The organism is Sphingomonas dokdonensis, from assembly GCF_002197685.1.
Lineage (GTDB): Bacteria > Pseudomonadota > Alphaproteobacteria > Sphingomonadales > Sphingomonadaceae > Sphingomonas > Sphingomonas dokdonensis.
Map to the genome: position 1 here is coordinate 226511 of NZ_NBBI01000004.1, position 16126 is coordinate 242636.

General features: G+C 64.6%; 12 protein-coding genes. 9 read left to right on the forward strand and 3 right to left on the reverse strand.

Features of this window, described 5'->3' with window-relative positions:
* The first annotated feature begins 246 nt into the window (after positions 1-246).
* Positions 247-3276 (forward strand): TonB-dependent receptor plug domain-containing protein, encoded by a 3030-nt coding sequence (locus SPDO_RS11885; RefSeq protein WP_245829433.1) that lies wholly within the window; start codon positions 247-249, stop codon positions 3274-3276.
* Positions 3277-3415: 139 nt separating this feature from the next.
* On the opposite strand, the gene SPDO_RS11890 is transcribed toward SPDO_RS11885, so the two are convergent.
* Positions 3416-4039 (reverse strand): CatB-related O-acetyltransferase, encoded by a 624-nt coding sequence (locus SPDO_RS11890; protein ID WP_088367709.1) that lies wholly within the window; start codon positions 4037-4039, stop codon positions 3416-3418.
* 194 nt (positions 4040-4233) lie between these two features.
* Here SPDO_RS11890 and SPDO_RS11895 point away from each other — a divergent pair, with 194 nt between their 5' ends.
* The 8 genes from SPDO_RS11895 (at position 4234) to SPDO_RS11930 (ending at position 14728) form a co-directional block, all read left to right on the forward strand.
* The gene (locus SPDO_RS11895; protein ID WP_088367710.1) at positions 4234-5364 is read left to right on the forward strand and encodes a right-handed parallel beta-helix repeat-containing protein; all 1131 of its coding nucleotides are present in this window, start codon (positions 4234-4236) and stop codon (positions 5362-5364) included.
* Positions 5348-6397 carry a nodulation protein NodZ gene (locus SPDO_RS11900; protein ID WP_211280075.1) on the forward strand — a complete coding sequence of 350 codons (1050 nt, stop codon included), beginning with the start codon at positions 5348-5350 and terminating at the stop codon, positions 6395-6397. The genes SPDO_RS11895 and SPDO_RS11900 overlap by 17 nt, the downstream gene beginning before the upstream one ends.
* 93 nt (positions 6398-6490) lie before the next feature.
* Positions 6491-7882: an O-antigen ligase family protein gene (locus SPDO_RS11905; RefSeq protein ID WP_158212190.1), complete on the forward strand. Its 1392-nt coding sequence runs from the start codon at positions 6491-6493 to the stop codon at positions 7880-7882.
* A 17-nt stretch (positions 7883-7899) separates the two neighbouring features.
* Positions 7900-9312, forward strand: coding sequence for an oligosaccharide flippase family protein (locus tag SPDO_RS11910; RefSeq protein WP_245829475.1), 1413 nt, complete (start codon positions 7900-7902; stop codon positions 9310-9312).
* 92 nt (positions 9313-9404) lie between these two features.
* Positions 9405-10766 (forward strand): ATP-binding protein, encoded by a 1362-nt coding sequence (locus tag SPDO_RS11915; protein WP_088367714.1) that lies wholly within the window; start codon positions 9405-9407, stop codon positions 10764-10766.
* A gap of 422 nt (positions 10767-11188) precedes the next feature.
* Complete coding sequence (locus SPDO_RS11920) at positions 11189-12061, forward strand: SMP-30/gluconolactonase/LRE family protein (protein WP_245829435.1); 873 nt, start codon at positions 11189-11191, stop codon at positions 12059-12061.
* A 3-nt stretch (positions 12062-12064) separates the two neighbouring features.
* Positions 12065-13840 carry a glycoside hydrolase family 15 protein gene (locus SPDO_RS11925; RefSeq protein WP_088367716.1) on the forward strand — a complete coding sequence of 592 codons (1776 nt, stop codon included), beginning with the start codon at positions 12065-12067 and terminating at the stop codon, positions 13838-13840.
* 447 nt (positions 13841-14287) lie between these two features.
* A complete protein-coding gene (locus SPDO_RS11930; protein ID WP_088367860.1) occupies positions 14288-14728 on the forward strand; it encodes an anthrone oxygenase family protein in 441 nt (146 codons plus the stop codon).
* A 154-nt stretch (positions 14729-14882) separates the two neighbouring features.
* Here SPDO_RS11930 and SPDO_RS11935 read toward each other — a convergent pair whose 3' ends face one another.
* Positions 14883-15686 (reverse strand): VOC family protein, encoded by an 804-nt coding sequence (locus SPDO_RS11935; protein ID WP_088367717.1) that lies wholly within the window; start codon positions 15684-15686, stop codon positions 14883-14885.
* The gene (locus SPDO_RS11940; RefSeq protein WP_088367718.1) at positions 15683-16126 is read right to left on the reverse strand and encodes a cupin domain-containing protein; all 444 of its coding nucleotides are present in this window, start codon (positions 16124-16126) and stop codon (positions 15683-15685) included. Before SPDO_RS11940 ends, SPDO_RS11935 begins: the two co-directional genes overlap by 4 nt.

A 16126-nucleotide genomic window follows, 5' to 3' on the forward strand; every position in this document is an offset into this window, starting at 1 on the left:
GCGCAGGCTAACGTGCTCGCCCTGCGTGCGTCCATGACAAGCGCAGCCCAAGGCATAGCAGGGGGTTATGCAGCGCTTCAGACGGGCGGCCATATTCGCAATCTATGGGTCGGCAAACAATCCGACCAGCGCCGCCCCTTGACGGCTTTCGCCCGGTACCAGAACGTCCACCCATATTGGCGATCTGCGACAACAGCATGACGCACGCGGGTTGGTTCAAGTTCTTAAGCTTTCGGGGGACGGCACATGCGTGATATTTTCTTGTCCAGGGCGATGCTCGGCACGACGGGGCTTATCGCCCTTGCCGCTGGCCTGGCCACGCCGGCTCAGGCGCAAACTCAGCCGTCGAACACCGCAACGGCCCAGATCGGCGATCCCGCGCCCGGCACCAGCAACGATGCCAACGGTCCGGACGTGGTGGTCACCGGCACGCGCATCGTGCGCGATGGGTTCCAGGCACCCACGCCGCTCACGGTGCTGACGCAGCAGGAAATCCGGAACTCCTCGCCGTCGAACAACGTCGCCGATTTCGTCAATCAGCTCCCGGCGCTCGCCGGGTCGACGCGCCCGGCCAACTCGCGCCTGAACCTGTCCAGCGGCCAGGCCGGCATCAACGCGCTCAACCTGCGCAATCTTGGCGAAACCCGCACGCTGGTGCTGCTCGACGGCCGCCGTTCGGTCGCCTCCACCGTCACCGGATTGGTCGACGTGAACACCATACCACAGGCTCTGGTGAAGAGCATCGAGGTCGTCACCGGCGGCGCATCGTCCGCCTACGGTTCGGACGCAGTCGCCGGTGTCGTCAACTTCGTGCTCGACAAGAAGTACACCGGGCTGAAGGTCGCGATCGACAGCGGCATCACCGAAGAGGGCGATGGCGCAAACTATTCCTTCTCGGTCACCGGCGGCCTCTCCTGGGGCAGCGAGGGCCGTGGCCACCTGCTCCTGAACGCGGAGCTTGCGCACCGCGACGGCATCTTCAAGATCGACCGCGACTGGAACCAGACCGGCTATGTCCGCATCCAGGATCCGAACTGGACGGCAACCAGCACCACCCCGCAATATCTGATCCGCCGCCAGGTCGGCGCGGCGAATTCGACGCCCGGCGGCCTCATCACCGGCTCCGCCGGCGTGCGTCCGAACCAGTTGCGCGGGACCTATTTTGGCTATCTCGGCGCGATCAACCAATATCAGTACGGCGCGCTTACCTTCCCCTCACCGACCGGCAGCGCGGCGCCATCGCTGACCCAGGGCGGCAGCTGGCAGGTCAACGATTCCGGTCGCCGCATCGGGCTCGATCCCGAGGATGATCGTCGCGGCGTCTTTGCTCGCGCCAGCTACGAGATCGCCGACGATATCGAGGTGTTCGCCGAAGGGTCGTACAACTGGCAGGAGGTCTTCTTCAACGCCGGTCCGAACCTGTCGACCGGCATCGCGCTAAACGCAACCGGCTGCACGACCGTACCCGTTCCGGTGACGTGCAACGCCTTCCTCTACAATGCCCTGGGCGCGTCGGCACTTACCGGCGTCACCGGCGTCACGCTGGCGACCACGGCGGCTGACCTGCCTTTCCGTGCCGTCAACAACAAGCGCGAGGTGCAGCGTTACGCCATCGGCGCGGAGGGCACGGCGCAAGTGTTCGGCAAAGACGCCGTGTGGAACATCTACGGCCAATACGGCCGCGCCGATCTGCGCGAGCAGCTGCGCAACATCATGAACATCGGGCGCATGAATAATGCCACCGCCGCCGCCTTTGCGCCGGTGGGCAGCGGCTATACGCCCGGCTCGATCCAGTGCCTCGTCAACGTCGATGCAGTGGCAACCAACAACGATCCGGCCTGCGTGCCGCTGAATCGGCTCGGCATCGGCGTCGCCAACCCGGCGGCAATCGGCTATGTGCTGGGCGATCCGTACCGCGACGAAGTGGTCGAGCAGTATAACGCCGCCTTTAACGTCTCGGTCACGCCGTTCCGCACCTGGGCAGGCGATGTCAGCGTGGCGACCGGCTTCGAATATCGCGAGGAAAAGATCCGCGGCTTCGTCCCGACCGAATTCCAGCCGGCGGTCAGCCTGAACGCACAAGGTCGCCCCACGACGTCGAACGCCTGGTCGGTCGGCAATTACCTGCCCACCAACGGCAGCTACAACGTGAAGGAAGTTTTCCTCGAAACGGTGGTCCCGCTCGGCTACGGGCTGGAATTCAACGGTGCCGTCCGCGCTACCGACTATTCCACCGCCGGTTATGTGACCACGTGGAAAGCGGGCGCCACCTGGCAGCCGATCGAGGACTTTCGCCTGCGTGTCACCCGCTCGCGCGACATCCGCGCGCCCAACCTGAACGAACTCTATCAGGGCGGTTCCGCCAACAGCGATTCCGTGCGCAACCCGGCTTATACGCCCAACGGCGCGAACGGCCCGGCAACCTTTGGCTATTCCGGCTTCGTCACCGGCAACACCAACCTGAGCGTCGAAAAGTCGGATTCCTGGAACGCCGGCATCGTGCTCACCCCGCGCTTCTTGCCGGGCCTTGCCCTGTCGGTCGATTATTTCGACATCGATATCGAGGACGGGATCACCACCTTCAGCGCGCAGAGCATCTTTGACCTGTGCTATGTCGGCAACCAGGATCTCTGCGCGGCGATCTCCGACGATCCCAATCGCTCGACGCCGGGGCAGCCGTACAAGCTGGTGCGCAGCCAGCCGTTCAACGCCGCCAGCCAGACGGTGCGTGGCGTCGACATCGATGCGTCGTACCGCATGCCGCTGTCGCGCTTCTTCGCCGAAAGCGAGGGCAATTTCACCCTCCGCGGCGTGGCGACGCGCTACATCGACAACATCCTCGACACGGGGGTGCCCGGCGCGGTCATCACCAACTCGGTGGGCGTGAACGGCGGTCAATCGACCACACCCAAGTGGATCTACCGCGTCAGCGCCACCTATGACACGCCCGACTTCGCCCTCACGGCGGTCGGTCGCGGCGTCAGCTCGGGCAAATATGTCGCCAACGGTGTCGAGTGCACCAGCAGCTGCCCACTCTCGACGGTCACCGCACCGACCTACGAGAGCAATCACGTGTCCGGCGTGTTCTATGCGGACCTGAACTTCACGCAGAAGGTGCAGTTCGGCAATTCAGATGCACAGTTCTTCATCAACGTGACCAACCTTTTCGATCGCTGGCCACTGCTGCTGCCGGAGACGGGTCTGGCCGCAAACAGCACCTACTCGGATCTGCTCGGCCGGCAGTTCCGCATCGGCCTGCGCATGGAAACGCGCTGATCGAGAGAGAAGGGGCGAGCGGCAACGCTCGCTCCTTTTGTTACTGGCAAAGGGCGAACGGGCGCGATCTTCGACGGTGAAGCACATGCCACGTCACTAGCCACCCCGATAGACCTAGAGAGAACTTGCCGATCGTGAACTAGCCGGCGAGCTCGGCGTCGCACCCACGCCGCAACCGCTCGCATTCCATCACAAGCTGCTCTGCACCGTTCACGGTCAGTGGTTCATACAGCAGCGTCTTCCAGCGGGAGACGGTCGCCAGATCGATCTCCCACCAGCGCGATTGTGCAAGCAGTTCGCTGATCGCCTCGGGAAAGCGCGGCCGCAGCAGCCGCGCAGGCACGCCGCCCATGATGGCGAAGCTTGGCACGTCGCGCGTTACCACCGCGCCCGCCGCGAGCACGGCGCCGTCACCGATGTGCCGGCATCCGCTCAGGATCGTCACGCGGTCGCCGATCCACACATCATTGCCGATTGTCAGCGGATTATCTTCGTCGACCGGGATCGTATCCTGCGCCACCAGCCCCAACTTCGCATTGTAGAAATAGGGATGCTGCGTCATCCGCTCGATCGGATGGTCGCGCCGTCGCACGATCAGCCCCACGCCGACCGAGCACCATCGGCCCACCACGGTACCGCGCGGCAGCACGCCGGGCTGCATGATGGCGCCATAGGAATACATGCCCACCATCACCCCGTGTGACGCAAGCAGATGCTGGCGCAGCATGGAGGACGCCATCTCGCCACCATCCCACCGTCGCATCAGCCGAAGCGACAGGTTGCGCGTACGTTGCGCGGCATACAGCCGTTCAATCAGCTTCGCTCGCCATCGAAGGATTGCTCATCTCCTTCCTTCATAGGTCAGCGTCAATGCTGATCCATTCCTGCGCCAACTGTTCCCGCAGCAGGTGCGCCGCGCGGTAATACTGGTGGTGCAGCATCACGCCGCGGGGGACCATGCCGATCACCTCAACTCGCTCCGTTTCGGCCACGATTGCCGTGCTCGCCGGCGCCTTTCTGGCGGGTTCGGCGATGCCGGCGCCGGCTCGGCCCGGCGTCGTTCTGGTCCGCAACACGCCGCAACTGATCACCGCGCTGCGCAGCGTACGCGGCGGCGAACGCATCCTGCTCGCGCCGGGCGACTACGCCCCCTTCGCCTTGCGCGATGTCACGCCGACGCGCGAGGTAACCATTACCTCGCAAGATCCCGCACACCGCGCCGTGCTGACCGGGATGAACCTGCGCGGCGGCGCAAACCTTTCGTTCAACGATCTCGTGCTGCGCGGATCAGGCAAGGCCGCGCAGGAGGACTTCATCTTCCGTGGCTTGCGCAACCTGCGGATCAGCCAGATCGCCGCGAGCGGCCGCCTTGGCCCGATCGGCCTTGCGGCGGACAAGATTATGCAATTGCGCGATTGTACGAACGCCCTGATCTCCCGCGCAGAGTTCACAAACGCCGGCATCGCGCTGTCGCTGCTCGACACCAAGGGAGTCAGTGTCACATCCAGCTATTTCCATGACTTGCGCATGGATGCGATCCGCGGCGGCGGCAATTCCGACGTCCTCATCGCCTACAACTACATCACCGGCTTCAGCCCGACCGGGGCCGACCACCCCGACGGCATCCAGTTCTGGACCAACCGGCAAAAGGCCGCCGCACAGAATATCAGGATCGTCGGCAACGTGATCCTGCGCGGTCGCGGCAAGCCGATGCAGGGCATCTTCATGCGCGATGAAGCGAACGATCTTCCGTACAAGAACGTCGTTTTGACCGACAACCTGGTCGTCGGCGGAATGTACAATGGCATCGCAATTCTGTCCGACACGACATCGCTCCTCCTGACGAACAACGTCGTCGCCGCCTACCCTGATCAGAAAAGCTGGATCCGCGTCAATGGCCACGCGAAACTGCGGGCCAATCGATCACCCATCTACCTGATCGCGAACAAGCGCGTCGCGCGCCCCCCGGGCAATCGCGTCACGCCCGCCAGGGCAGATGGCGGCGCCGCTGCCATCAAAGCCTGGGCCGCCGGCCGCTCCCTTGATCGCTACAGCGAAAGCCTACGCCGCCATGTTGATCGTCTCTGACGCCCGCCGCCCGATGCTGCCGCGCGCGGCGAACGATGCCGGTCCCGCCGGTACGCCTCACCCGGCCGAGAGCATGCGCGCGTTGCTGATCAAGGCAAAAGGCGGTTTGGGAAATCGCATGCTCGCCGGCGTCACCGGTGTGATCCTGGCCCAGCTCGCCGGGCGAACCCCCGTGATCGACTGGCGCGACGGGCTGTACGTGCCGCAGGGCACCAACCTGTATCCCTTGCTGTTCCGCGATCCCACCGGCATCGATCCAGCTTGCTTCGATGCCGCGACGTCGGTTGCGCCCGATCTATGGTCCGGCCGCTTGGCCGAGCAGCCGGTGCGCATCATCGCCCGCCACTTCCCGAACCGACATTCCAGCCCGTTCATCTACCGTCGCTTGTCCGTTCCGCTGACGGGACGAGACCCCGCGGCGCGGGTCGGCGTATTTTGGTCCTACCTCCCAAAACTGGCCCGTTTGCGCCGCCGCTTGCGGGCGGACCGCCGCTTCGACGGGCGCCATCTCGACGCAATCACGCAGGACATGCTGCACCGCTTCTTCACGCCGAATGATCGCGTGCGACAGAGCATCGCCGATCTGTTCGCGGATCGGCCCCGCCCCATCATCGGCGTGCACATCCGCTTCACCGATCGCAAGGTGCCGCTCGCCAAGATCGAACGGGCACTATCTCGGTTGCGGGCGCGCTTTCCGGATAGTGACATCTTCCTGGCAACCGACAGCGCGGAGGCGCAAGCCTATATTACGGATCGCTTCGCGCGCGTGTTCACCACGACGAAGCAATTGGCCGAGGATGGGCAGGCGCTGCACTATGCCGGCACCCAGATGCACGATCCTGTGCGCGAGGCGGAGAATGCCGTCATCGACATGTTCGCGCTCGCAGCGTGCGATTGGCTGATCCACTCCCGACATTCGACCTTCTCGGTAGCGGCAAGCCTTATCGGCGCCATCCCCGCGGCGCGCCAGATTGATGTCGACCGCTTCAATGCGAAGGTCGTGGTCAAACGTTGGTTTCAGGCAATTGCCTGATCGGCACCCCCGCACTTCAGCAATGGTCGGCGCCTGATGGCGCGATCGGCCGTTCGCTCCGCGAAGCTGCCGCCGCCAGCGACCCGCCCGAAGGTGGCGGTTCGCCACGGCCGGCTCGTGCGGCTTGTTCCCCCCGCCCCGCCTACGCCATCCGCCGCGCCGGTCGACACTGTTGCCCTGCCCGATGCGCCGCTTGCGTTCCGCACCAGAGCAGCCATTGTTCTCTTCGTCTCGTCCCTCTTCCTGCCATCGGTCTTCTTTCTCGGCCCGATCGTTCTGTCGCCGGCGCTGCTGTTCCTGACGCTCGGCTTTTTACCCTTTATCGGCATCTGGGCGAGCGGTCGTGCGGGGGGGCGGCTGGCGACCGACATACTTGTCCTCGCCTGCGCCGCCTGGGCCTTTGTCACGCGCTTCGTGCTGCTGCCATTCAGCAACGCCGTGGAGCCGGCCGGCATCGTGATGCTTCAGACCGCCGGCGCCTTCCTGGCTGGCCGCGTGCTGGTCCGCAATGCAGTCGCGACGCGCCTGGTCTTCGGCACTGCCATCGTCGGCGTCGTGCTGATGATGCCGTTTCTGATCATCGAGTCCGTCACGGGTGCCAAGCCCCTGCTCAACGCTGCCGCCCTGCTGGGGCATACGCTGTTGCCGACCAACATGGATCCACGCTGGGGCTTGGGGCGGTCACAGGGGGTGTTCGAACATCCGATTCTGCTCGGCATGTTCGTTGCCACCTTGATCTCGCCCGCCATCCTGATGTTCCGTAAGGCGCCAGGTCGGCCGGAGCGGGCGCTCGCGGGGCCGATCGTGATCCTGTCGGCCATGACGTCGCTGTCCACCGGCGCCCTGCTCAGCATGAACATCCAGTTCGGGCTCATGCTGTGGAATGCGGCGCTTCGACAGGTTAGACAGCGTTGGACAATCCTGATCTGCCTTGTCGTGTTCCTCTATGTTACGGCCGATCTTCTCTCCAATCGCACGCCGTTCCATCTGTTCGTCGACTATGCGACCTTCAGCGCGCAGAGTTCCTATAATCGCATCCTCATCTGGCAATATGGCTCAGCCGCGGTGATGGACGCACCGTTGCTCGGCCACGGCACCGATGATTGGGAGAGACCTGCGTTCATGCATGCCAGCATGGACAATTTCTGGCTCGTCATTGCGTATCGCTACGGATTGCCAGCCTTTCTTCTGCTCGCCGGCGCCTTTCTTCTGACCATCTGGCGCATCGCGCGTCGCTCGGCCTGCAGCGCGCAGGAGCAGAACATGCGGCTGGCAACGATCTTCTCGCTTGTCGCGATCATGATCGCCGCAGTGAGCGTCCACCTGTGGAACAACAGCTACATCTGGCTCATGTTCATGCTGGGTGCGGTGACCTGGATGACGCAAGCAGGCAATGAAGCAGCGCCCGCGGCGGTCGTGGCTGAAGAAGGGCTTGGCCCGGTTGCGGAAAGCCGTCACGCCCGCCTCCGCCGTCTTGGTTTTTGATGGTGGCCGCGCCTGTGATGCTTCGTTCCGGCACCATGGTCCTTGGGGCCAACATCGTCGATGTAGCGGCCGTTCTGCTCCGGAACATCATCCTGGCGCGACTCCTGCCGGTTGAGCAATTCGGCTTGGCCGCCACCTTCTCCATCCTGATGACCATGGTGGAAACCTTTCAGAATGTCGGGCTGAACCGGCTGGTGGTGCAGGACGCGCGCGCTGACCACCCTGACTTTGTCGCCCGGTTGCATGGGGCGCAGATCGCGGTCAGCCTCGGCGCCACGCTGTTGCTCGCCACCTTCGCCTATCCCTTCGCACTGGCGATGGGCACGCCATCGCTGACGCCGGCGTATCTTCTGCTCGCCCTCGTTCCGCTGGCCAATGCCTTCGTGAACCTCGAAACCTTCAGGATGCAGCGCGACGGTCGGTTCGGTCCGCAGGTGCTCCGGTCTATCCTGTCACAGCCGGTCGGCCTGCTCGCGCTCGTCCCCGGTTATTGGTGGTTGGGCGACCACCGGGCCGCGCTGGTCGCCATCATGGCCCAGCAGATCACGGCCGTTGTTCTGACCCACATAAACGTCCGCCCTCGGTTCAGCTTGGCCTTCGACCCAACAGTGATGCGCACGGTCGCCGCCTTCGGCTGGCCGCTGATCGTCAACGGTCTCCTCATGTTCCTGATCCTGAACGGCGACCGGATCATTGTGCTGAGGCAGTTCGGGCCGGCCACCCTTGGGTGGTTCAGCGCCGCCGTCATGCTCACCCTCACGCCGGCGAACCTGATCCTGCGCACCATTCAGACTATTGTCTTGCCGCTCCTTTCAAAGATGCAATCGGATCGACCAGCCTTTCAGCGTATCTATGATACGAGTTGTAGCACCTCCGCTCTGGTCGGTGTGGTTGCCGTGCTTGGCAGCCTGCTCTTCGGGCCGCTCGTCATCGGCTTGCTGTTCGGGCCAAAGTTTCTGCCCGCAGCGACGGTGATCACCCCCCTCGCCTGCATGAACGCGCTTCGGGTGCTTCGCATCGCGCCGACGGTGGCAGCGATGGCGCACGGCGAGACGCGCAACCCGCTCTACGCCAATGTCGTCCGTGCACTCGGCGTGCCGCTTGCCGCCGTGAGCGCCGCGCTTACCGGCGCGATCTGGCCGATGATCGTTGTCGGCGTGGCAGCCGAACTGGCCGGGGCTATCGCCGCAGGGCGGCTGGCGCATCGCCGCGTCGGCGTCGATGGCGCGCTCTACTGGCGATCGCTGCGGCTGCTTGGTTCGTGCAGCATGGCCGCACTGGCGATCCCATGGGCGCAATGGCCGGCCACGCTGTTGATCTTGTCGCTGCTACTCGTCGCCATCGCACGGTGCGGCAGTCACCTCGGCCTCACGCGGCTGTTTCGGTGGGACCGATGGAACTGGGCAGCGCACCGATCGCATCGCACCTGATTGGCGTAAGTTAGCGTCGATCCGGATGCATTCTATTGCCGATCGGCAAGCGGCGGACCCATGACCGCAAGGCGCCAACAAGAGGATGCACGATGAACTGGTTTTCCGCCTTGTTGGGGAAGCGGGACGACGCGGCGATCAATCATGATGAAAGCGATGTCCCTGATTTTGTCCCATCCCCGCCCGCAGCGGCCACCAACATCCGACGCTCGCTGCCGAGGTTCCGCGGCACGGCTGCCGATCAGCTTTGTACCGGCACGCGTCCGCTCGATCGAACCCGGCTCCAGTTACGGCACGCGTTCACGCCTGCCCGACCGATCATGGACCCAGCCATGCTGGCCGGCCGCACGAATCTGCTCCGCACGATGATCCGCGCGATTGAGGATCAGTATCTCCATGTCGTGCTGTTCGGCCCTCGCGGAATCGGCAAAACGTCGCTGCTTCACGTGCTCTGCGGCATCGCGCAGCAATCCCGCTATCTGGTGCGCTATGTCTCATGTGGCGAGCGCACCAGTTTCGACGGCCTGATGCGTGCCGTTTGCGCCGATATTCCGCTGTTGTTTCACGCTGCTTACGACCCGACCGGGGAAGAAATCGAGGAAGGATTATCCTTCGCCGATCTGTTGAGCGATCAACCGATCACCGTCGAATTGGCGAGCGATCTTCTCGGCAAGGTTGCGGGTAGCCGACTGTTGGTCGTGCTCGACGAATTCGATCGCGCAAGCGAGGCGGAGTTCCGCCGATCGGTTGCCGAGCTCATCAAGAACATCTCCGATCGCGGCTGCCGCGTGCAGCTGATCATCGCTGGCGTCGCTCACAATCTTACCGAGATCATCGAGCATGTGCCCTCGATCCGTCGCAACATCCTGGGCCTGCTGGTACCTAATATGGCGCCTACCGAGATCGCCGAGCTGATCAGCAACGGGCAACATGCCAGCGGCATGACGTTCACGCCCAAGGCATTGCAACTCATCAGCCTGGCCGCCCTAGGCCTCCCGTATCTCGCCAGCCTGGTAAGCCAGCACGCCGGCTTCGCCGCACTCGACCGTGACTCACTCGTTATCGACCACATTGATGTGGAGCGCGGCATCACGCAGGTGCTGGACCATCTGGAACTGCGCATCCCGCCGGATCTGCGCCAAAATCTCAAATCAGCGCTCGCGCATGGACATGAGGAGAGTCTGGGCACCCTCGCCCAATTGGCGCTGATGAATAGCTTTCAATTACCGCAACCCGCTGACGACGGCTCCATCACGGCACCGGGGGCGGACCAGTGTGCGGTGCCGGCAGATGTCGTTCACCGCATCAGTGACGATTATCACCTGATCAAGATCACCTCGGTTCACGGATCAAGCGAACGCCGCTTCACCGATGACGGCGTCCCCCTGTATCTCTGGGTACGATTGATGCACCGGCACGTCATTACGAGCGGCGGACCCACGAACACACAGTAAACACACCATCATCGGTCAGGTCACAGGCTCGTTTTCCGCCGATATTGCGCCGGGCGGAGCGACGGTCATGCCAGAACAGTGCCACTGGTCACGGCAAGCGCCAGCCCGCAGGCAACGCCGGCAGGATAGGCTACCTCCCCGATTGAACATATCGCGTTCTTCGCGCGTCTCGCTTCAATGATCGTCCTTGGCTTAACGACACCTCCGTTGCGCGGCCGCCGCAGCATGCCGCCCCGCCGATCCGTGTCAGAAGCAACGCTGCCGCCCGCGCCGCTCTCCCACGCCCATTTTTGGAATGCCACGCGGTGAGGGCGAACAGCGATAGTGACCTTCTTCCCGGTCGCCTGCTCCGCCGGCCCGGAGCGCCCGCGGCTGACAAGGCCTTCCCAGGTAGCCAGATAGACGATCCGCGGCTTGCCGAGGTGTTGTCGCCCGAAGCGCCGCTGCTGGTGCTGCACGAAGGGGCGATCCATGCCGAAGGACCGGCGTGGCAGGCCTCGCACGATCGCCTGCTGTTTTCCGACGTTCCGAACCGGCGGCTCAACGCCTGGTACGAGGACGACGGCCGGGTCGAGGTGGCGATCGATGCCACCTGGTTCATGAACGGCAACGCGGTCGCGGCGGACGACGCCGTTTGGCATTGCGAACATGGTCGCCGCTGCATCAGCCGGTCGCAACCCGACCTTGCCGAAGCCCCCGAGCCGATCGTCACACATTTCGAGGGAAAGCGGCTCAACTCGCCCAACGACGTCGCAGTGGCGGCAGATGGCACAATCTGGTTCACCGATCCGATCTTCGGCATCGCCATGCCCAGCCAGGGTGCGTTGGCCGACCCGGAGCTGGACCATCGCAGCGTCTATCGCTTCGATCCGACGAGTGGCGCGCTGGCGCGGATCGCCGACTACGAGCAGCCAAACGGTGTCGCGCTCTCGGCCGATGGTGCGACGCTCTACGTCTCGGACACGTCCGTGTCGCTCGGCGAGGTGCCGGGCTTCTCCGCGGGCGATAAGCACGAAGTGTGGCGCTTCGTCGCTGCACCTGATGGGTCATGGGGCGATGGCGAGTTCTTTTGCCGTACCGATCACGGCTATCCCGACGGCTTCGCGGTGGACGTGCGCGGCTGGCTTTGGGTGAGCGCGGGCGATGGCGTTCACGTCTGGTCGGCGGAGGGCGTCCGGCTCGGCTATGTCCCGGTGGGCGCCACGGTGTCCAACCTTTGCTTTGGCGGATCGACCGGACGCCGCCTGTTCATCGCGGCGCAAAGCCGCCTGGTCGCTCTCGACCTGAAGGCCTGACGCATGACTACCCCAATCGCCGACTATGCGCTGATCGGCGACGGGCGCACTGCCGCCCTCGTCGCACGTAACGGCTCGATCGACTTCCTGTGCCTGCCGCATTTCGACAGCGATGCTTGCTTTGCCGCCATGCTGGGCGATCAGGCGAACGGCTGCTGGCAAATCGCACCGACCGGCTTCGTCACCGGTGTGGAGCGGCGCTATCGCGGCGACACGCTGATCCTGGAAACCGACCACACCACCGAAAGCGGCACGGTGCGCGTCATCGACTTCATGCCTTGGCACGACGGGCCGCCGATCGTCATCCGCATGGTGGAGGGACTGTCGGGCGAGGTGGAGATGGCCAGCCTGATGCGCCCGCGGTTCGATTACGGGCGCGTGCCGCCGTGGATGCGATCCTTCGATGGTGGGCTGTGCGCAGACGCCGGGCCACACCAACTGGTCCTGCACGCGCCGTGCCCGCTGGAGGCGGTGGACAATGACGCGCGCGCGACCTTTCGGGTCAAGAAGGGCGAGACGCTGGCGTTCGCGCTGTCCTACGCACCGTCCTATGCCGCGCTGCCGGACAAGCCCGCCGCCGCCCGCCTGCTGAAGCAGACCGACAAGGCGTGGCGCGACTGGATAGATCGGTTCGACGCGCCGGAACGCTGGGGCAATGCGCTCAAGCGATCACTGTTAACGCTGAAGGCGCTGATCGACCGTCGTACCGGCGGGCTGGTGGCTGCGGCGTCGATGGGGCTGCCGGAGGTGCCCGGCGGATCGATGAACTGGGATTATCGCTATTGCTGGCTGCGCGACGCGACCTTCACGCTGACCGCGCTGCTCAACGCCGGTTTCGGCGAGGAGGCGGTGCGCTGGCGCGACTGGATCCTGCGCGCGATCGCAGGCGATCCGGCCGACATGCGGATCATGTACCGCATCGACGGCGGCCGGCGATTGCAGGAATATGAGGCGACATGGCTGTCGGGGCATGGCGGCGCCCGCCCGGTGCTGGTCGGCAATGCCGCGTCGGAGCAGACGCAGCTCGATGTCTATGGCGAGCTGATCGACAGCTTCCACGTCGGCGCGCGCGCCGGGGTGGAGCGCACGCCGCGCGACATCGCGGTGGAGATCGCGCTGATCGAATATCTGGAGGGTGCCTGGGACAAGCCTGGCGCGGATATCTGGGAAAGCCGCGGCGACCCGGGCTGTTACACCTATTCGCAGGCGATGGCCTGGGTCGGTATCAACCATTTCGTCGAAAGCGAGACGATGCGCGCGGCGGCCGGCGACGAACTGGTCGGGCGGATGCGCGGGCTGCGCAAGCAGATCCATCAGACGGTGTGCGACCGCGGCTATTCCGCAGAGCGCGGACATTTCGTGCAGCGTTACGATGGCACGGCGCTCGACGCCTCGCTGTTGCTGTTGCCGCTCGTCGGTTTCCTGCCGGCCGACGATCCGCGCATCGCCGGCACGATCGCGGCGGTCGAGCGCGAGCTGATGGAGGGCGGCCTGGTGCGGCGCAAGGCGGCAACGGGCGACGGGCATGACGAGGGCGTCTTCCTCGCCTGCTCCTGCTGGCTCGCCGACTGCATGGTGATGCAGGGCCGGCGCGACGAAGCGGCCAGCATGCTCGACCGGGTGATCGGCCTCGGCAACGACGTCGGGCTGCTCAGCGAGGAGTTCCACGTGCCGACGCGCCAGTTGATCGGCAACGTGCCGCAGGCGCTGTCGCACCTCGGCGTGGTGAACACCGCACTGTTCCTGTCGCGCGAGGTGGTGCAGCGCGGCGCGGTGTAGGCGGATGATGTGCTTAGGCAGGTTTGCTCAAGCCCAAAGCGTGAGGCCCGCTTTCGCCCAAGGCTGGACACCTGGGCAGGTAAGCTGTCTTATCGAAAGCAGCCGTTGGCTCAGCCGGAGCATTCCCGTTTTCCCATCGTCGAAGGCTAATTTCGGGAAAGAGCAGTCGAGAACAGATTTTGGGAAATGCGATACTCAGGACGCTCCTAGGTGTAATCGGCGAGGTCACCTTCCCGTTTTGAGTTCGTTTCGGGAAAGACGAGATGCGACTTACGCTTGCAGTTTCGCGGACGCCACGTCATGCTGAGGGTGCCGAAAATAGAGTAGCAGGTCGGTAGCTCCTGCGCCCGTCCAACGGGTTCTTCCCAGCCACGGCGTTGACCCAATACGTTGGGAAGGCGCTGGCTATGGGGTTCGCGTCTTCCCGGCTGATGCCGAGGAATGCTCATGAATATTATTGCCATTGTCGCCCTGACCTGTGCGGCTCTGTTCACGGGCGCGGCCGGATACATCACGCTGGTCGAGCATCCGGCACGGCTCCAATTGGCGGATGGCCCCCTGCTCGCGCAATGGAAGCCCAGTTATGACAGGGCGCTGCCGATCCAGTCCGGCCTAGCTATTGTCGGAGGCCTCAGCGGAATGGGCGCCTGGTATCTGTCGGGCACTGTGCTCTGGGTATTGGGAAGCCTTGTCCTGCTCGCCAACTGGCCGTTCACGCTGCTTGCGATCATGCCGACCAACAAGCAGCTTAAGATGATCCGGCCCGAGAAAGCCGGGCCGCCGACCCGTGCGCTATTGGTTTCGTGGGGAAAGCTGCACGCGGTCAGGAGCGTGCTGGGCGTCGTGTCGACGGCCTTGTTTGCAGCCGCGCTTGCCGTGGCCGCATAACCCGGCTGTCCCGATCAACCATCGTTTCTGGGGAAAAGCGGCTAGGTTCAGGGTCGGCTATGCAGGTCGGCGTTCCTGTAAGCGGCCTGTCCGAATACCTCCCACAATCCGGCCACCATTACTTAACCATCACCCTCACCGCGTCTTGCCCAGCTCACCCGCCGGTCTGATGCAGGTGGCCGTCGGGGTCGCGCAGCAACGCAGGGTCGCCGCCGTGCCAGACGATGCGGGTCGCGGCCACGTCGTTAACCGCGACAGGTGCGGCAGGCGGTTCGACGGGACGGCGGTAGTGCAGTAGCTCGACATGCGGCGGCGCTGTGTTCGGCTTCATCGGCACCACGTCGGCAACCGGATCGTCCAGCCCGTCGAGCATGGCCTGTTCGTGGCCGCGATTGAGCGAGGCGTTGCCGCGCGTCAGGCCGTGCGCGGCGTAGAATGCTTCGCTTGCCGCCAGATCGCGCACCACGATCGCGCTGTGATCGATGCCGAGCAGGCCGGTGCCGCGCCATCCCTTCTTTGCCGCGTCGGGAAAGTGGAGCAGTTCGAGCGGATGCCCTTCGGGGTCGCGGAACTTCATTGCGGTGACGCCGCCCGACGAGGGTGGCAGCGTCACCGGGTCGCCTGTGCCGATCGGCGTGGCACCGGCCAACCGGGCGCGGTCCCAAGCGGCCTGTGCATCGTCGGTGACGAGCGCCAGATGCTGGAAACAGGCGGCGGCTGCGTCCGCTTCGGCCGGATAGGGACTGCCCGGCATGTCGTAGCGGTCGAGCGCCACCAGGGCTCCGCCCAGCCGCATCGGCCAGCGCACCCCTGCGCCAGCGATGCCCAGCATGGCCAGCTCCTCGGCCGCGATCGGATGCGGCGGGTCGACGGTGAAGCCCAGCGCCGCATAGAACGCGACCAGCGTCTCGGGCTGCTGCGTCACGAGGCGGAAGCCGGCGATGCGGGCAAACGTCATGTGAGTGCGCAGCGCGCCACGGGGTTGCGGTGCAGCTGCACCGTCATCAGGCGACAGGGCTCGTCGCCAATCGTGCCGGACTTGTGCCCCTTCTTGCCGTCCTTCTCTACGCAGCCCTGATCGCCGCCGAAGGAGAATTCACCCGGACCTTGCTCGATCCGGGTTCCGTCCATCGCCTCGATCCACCACCGGCCCGACAGCACCACGATCCATTGCGGCGCGGGGTTCTCATGCCAATCGCCGACCCAGCCGACCGGCTGCACGGTGAATACCACTGTCGACTCGCCGCGCTCCATCTTGTTGTTCCATTGCGGATCGGCGGGGCCGACGCCCTGCAACTCGTAGTCGGTCAGCGCGCAGTCGCTGAAGCGGCTGACGCCGTCCTCGTCCACGTAGAGGTGCGGATAAGGAACCGAGGGCTTGGGGCCGGCATCGGACAT

Excerpts from the sequence above, each read along its gene's own strand:
- SPDO_RS11885 (WP_245829433.1), top strand. The coding sequence starts at position 247 with ATGCGTGATATTTTCTTGTCCAGGGCGATGCTCGGCACGACGGGGCTT.
- SPDO_RS11890 (WP_088367709.1), bottom strand. The coding sequence starts at position 4,039 with ATGCGACGGTGGGATGGTGGCGAGATGGCGTCCTCCATGCTGCGCCAG.
- SPDO_RS11900 (WP_211280075.1), top strand. The coding sequence starts at position 5,348 with ATGTTGATCGTCTCTGACGCCCGCCGCCCGATGCTGCCGCGCGCGGCG.
- SPDO_RS11910 (WP_245829475.1), top strand. The coding sequence starts at position 7,900 with ATGCTTCGTTCCGGCACCATGGTCCTTGGGGCCAACATCGTCGATGTA.
- SPDO_RS11915 (WP_088367714.1), top strand. The coding sequence starts at position 9,405 with ATGAACTGGTTTTCCGCCTTGTTGGGGAAGCGGGACGACGCGGCGATC.
- SPDO_RS11930 (WP_088367860.1), top strand. The coding sequence starts at position 14,288 with ATGAATATTATTGCCATTGTCGCCCTGACCTGTGCGGCTCTGTTCACG.
- SPDO_RS11940 (WP_088367718.1), bottom strand. The coding sequence starts at position 16,126 with ATGTCCGATGCCGGCCCCAAGCCCTCGGTTCCTTATCCGCACCTCTAC.
- SPDO_RS11935 (WP_088367717.1), bottom strand. The coding sequence starts at position 15,686 with ATGACGTTTGCCCGCATCGCCGGCTTCCGCCTCGTGACGCAGCAGCCC.
- SPDO_RS11925 (WP_088367716.1), top strand. The coding sequence starts at position 12,065 with ATGACTACCCCAATCGCCGACTATGCGCTGATCGGCGACGGGCGCACT.
- SPDO_RS11895 (WP_088367710.1), top strand. The coding sequence starts at position 4,234 with ATGCCGATCACCTCAACTCGCTCCGTTTCGGCCACGATTGCCGTGCTC.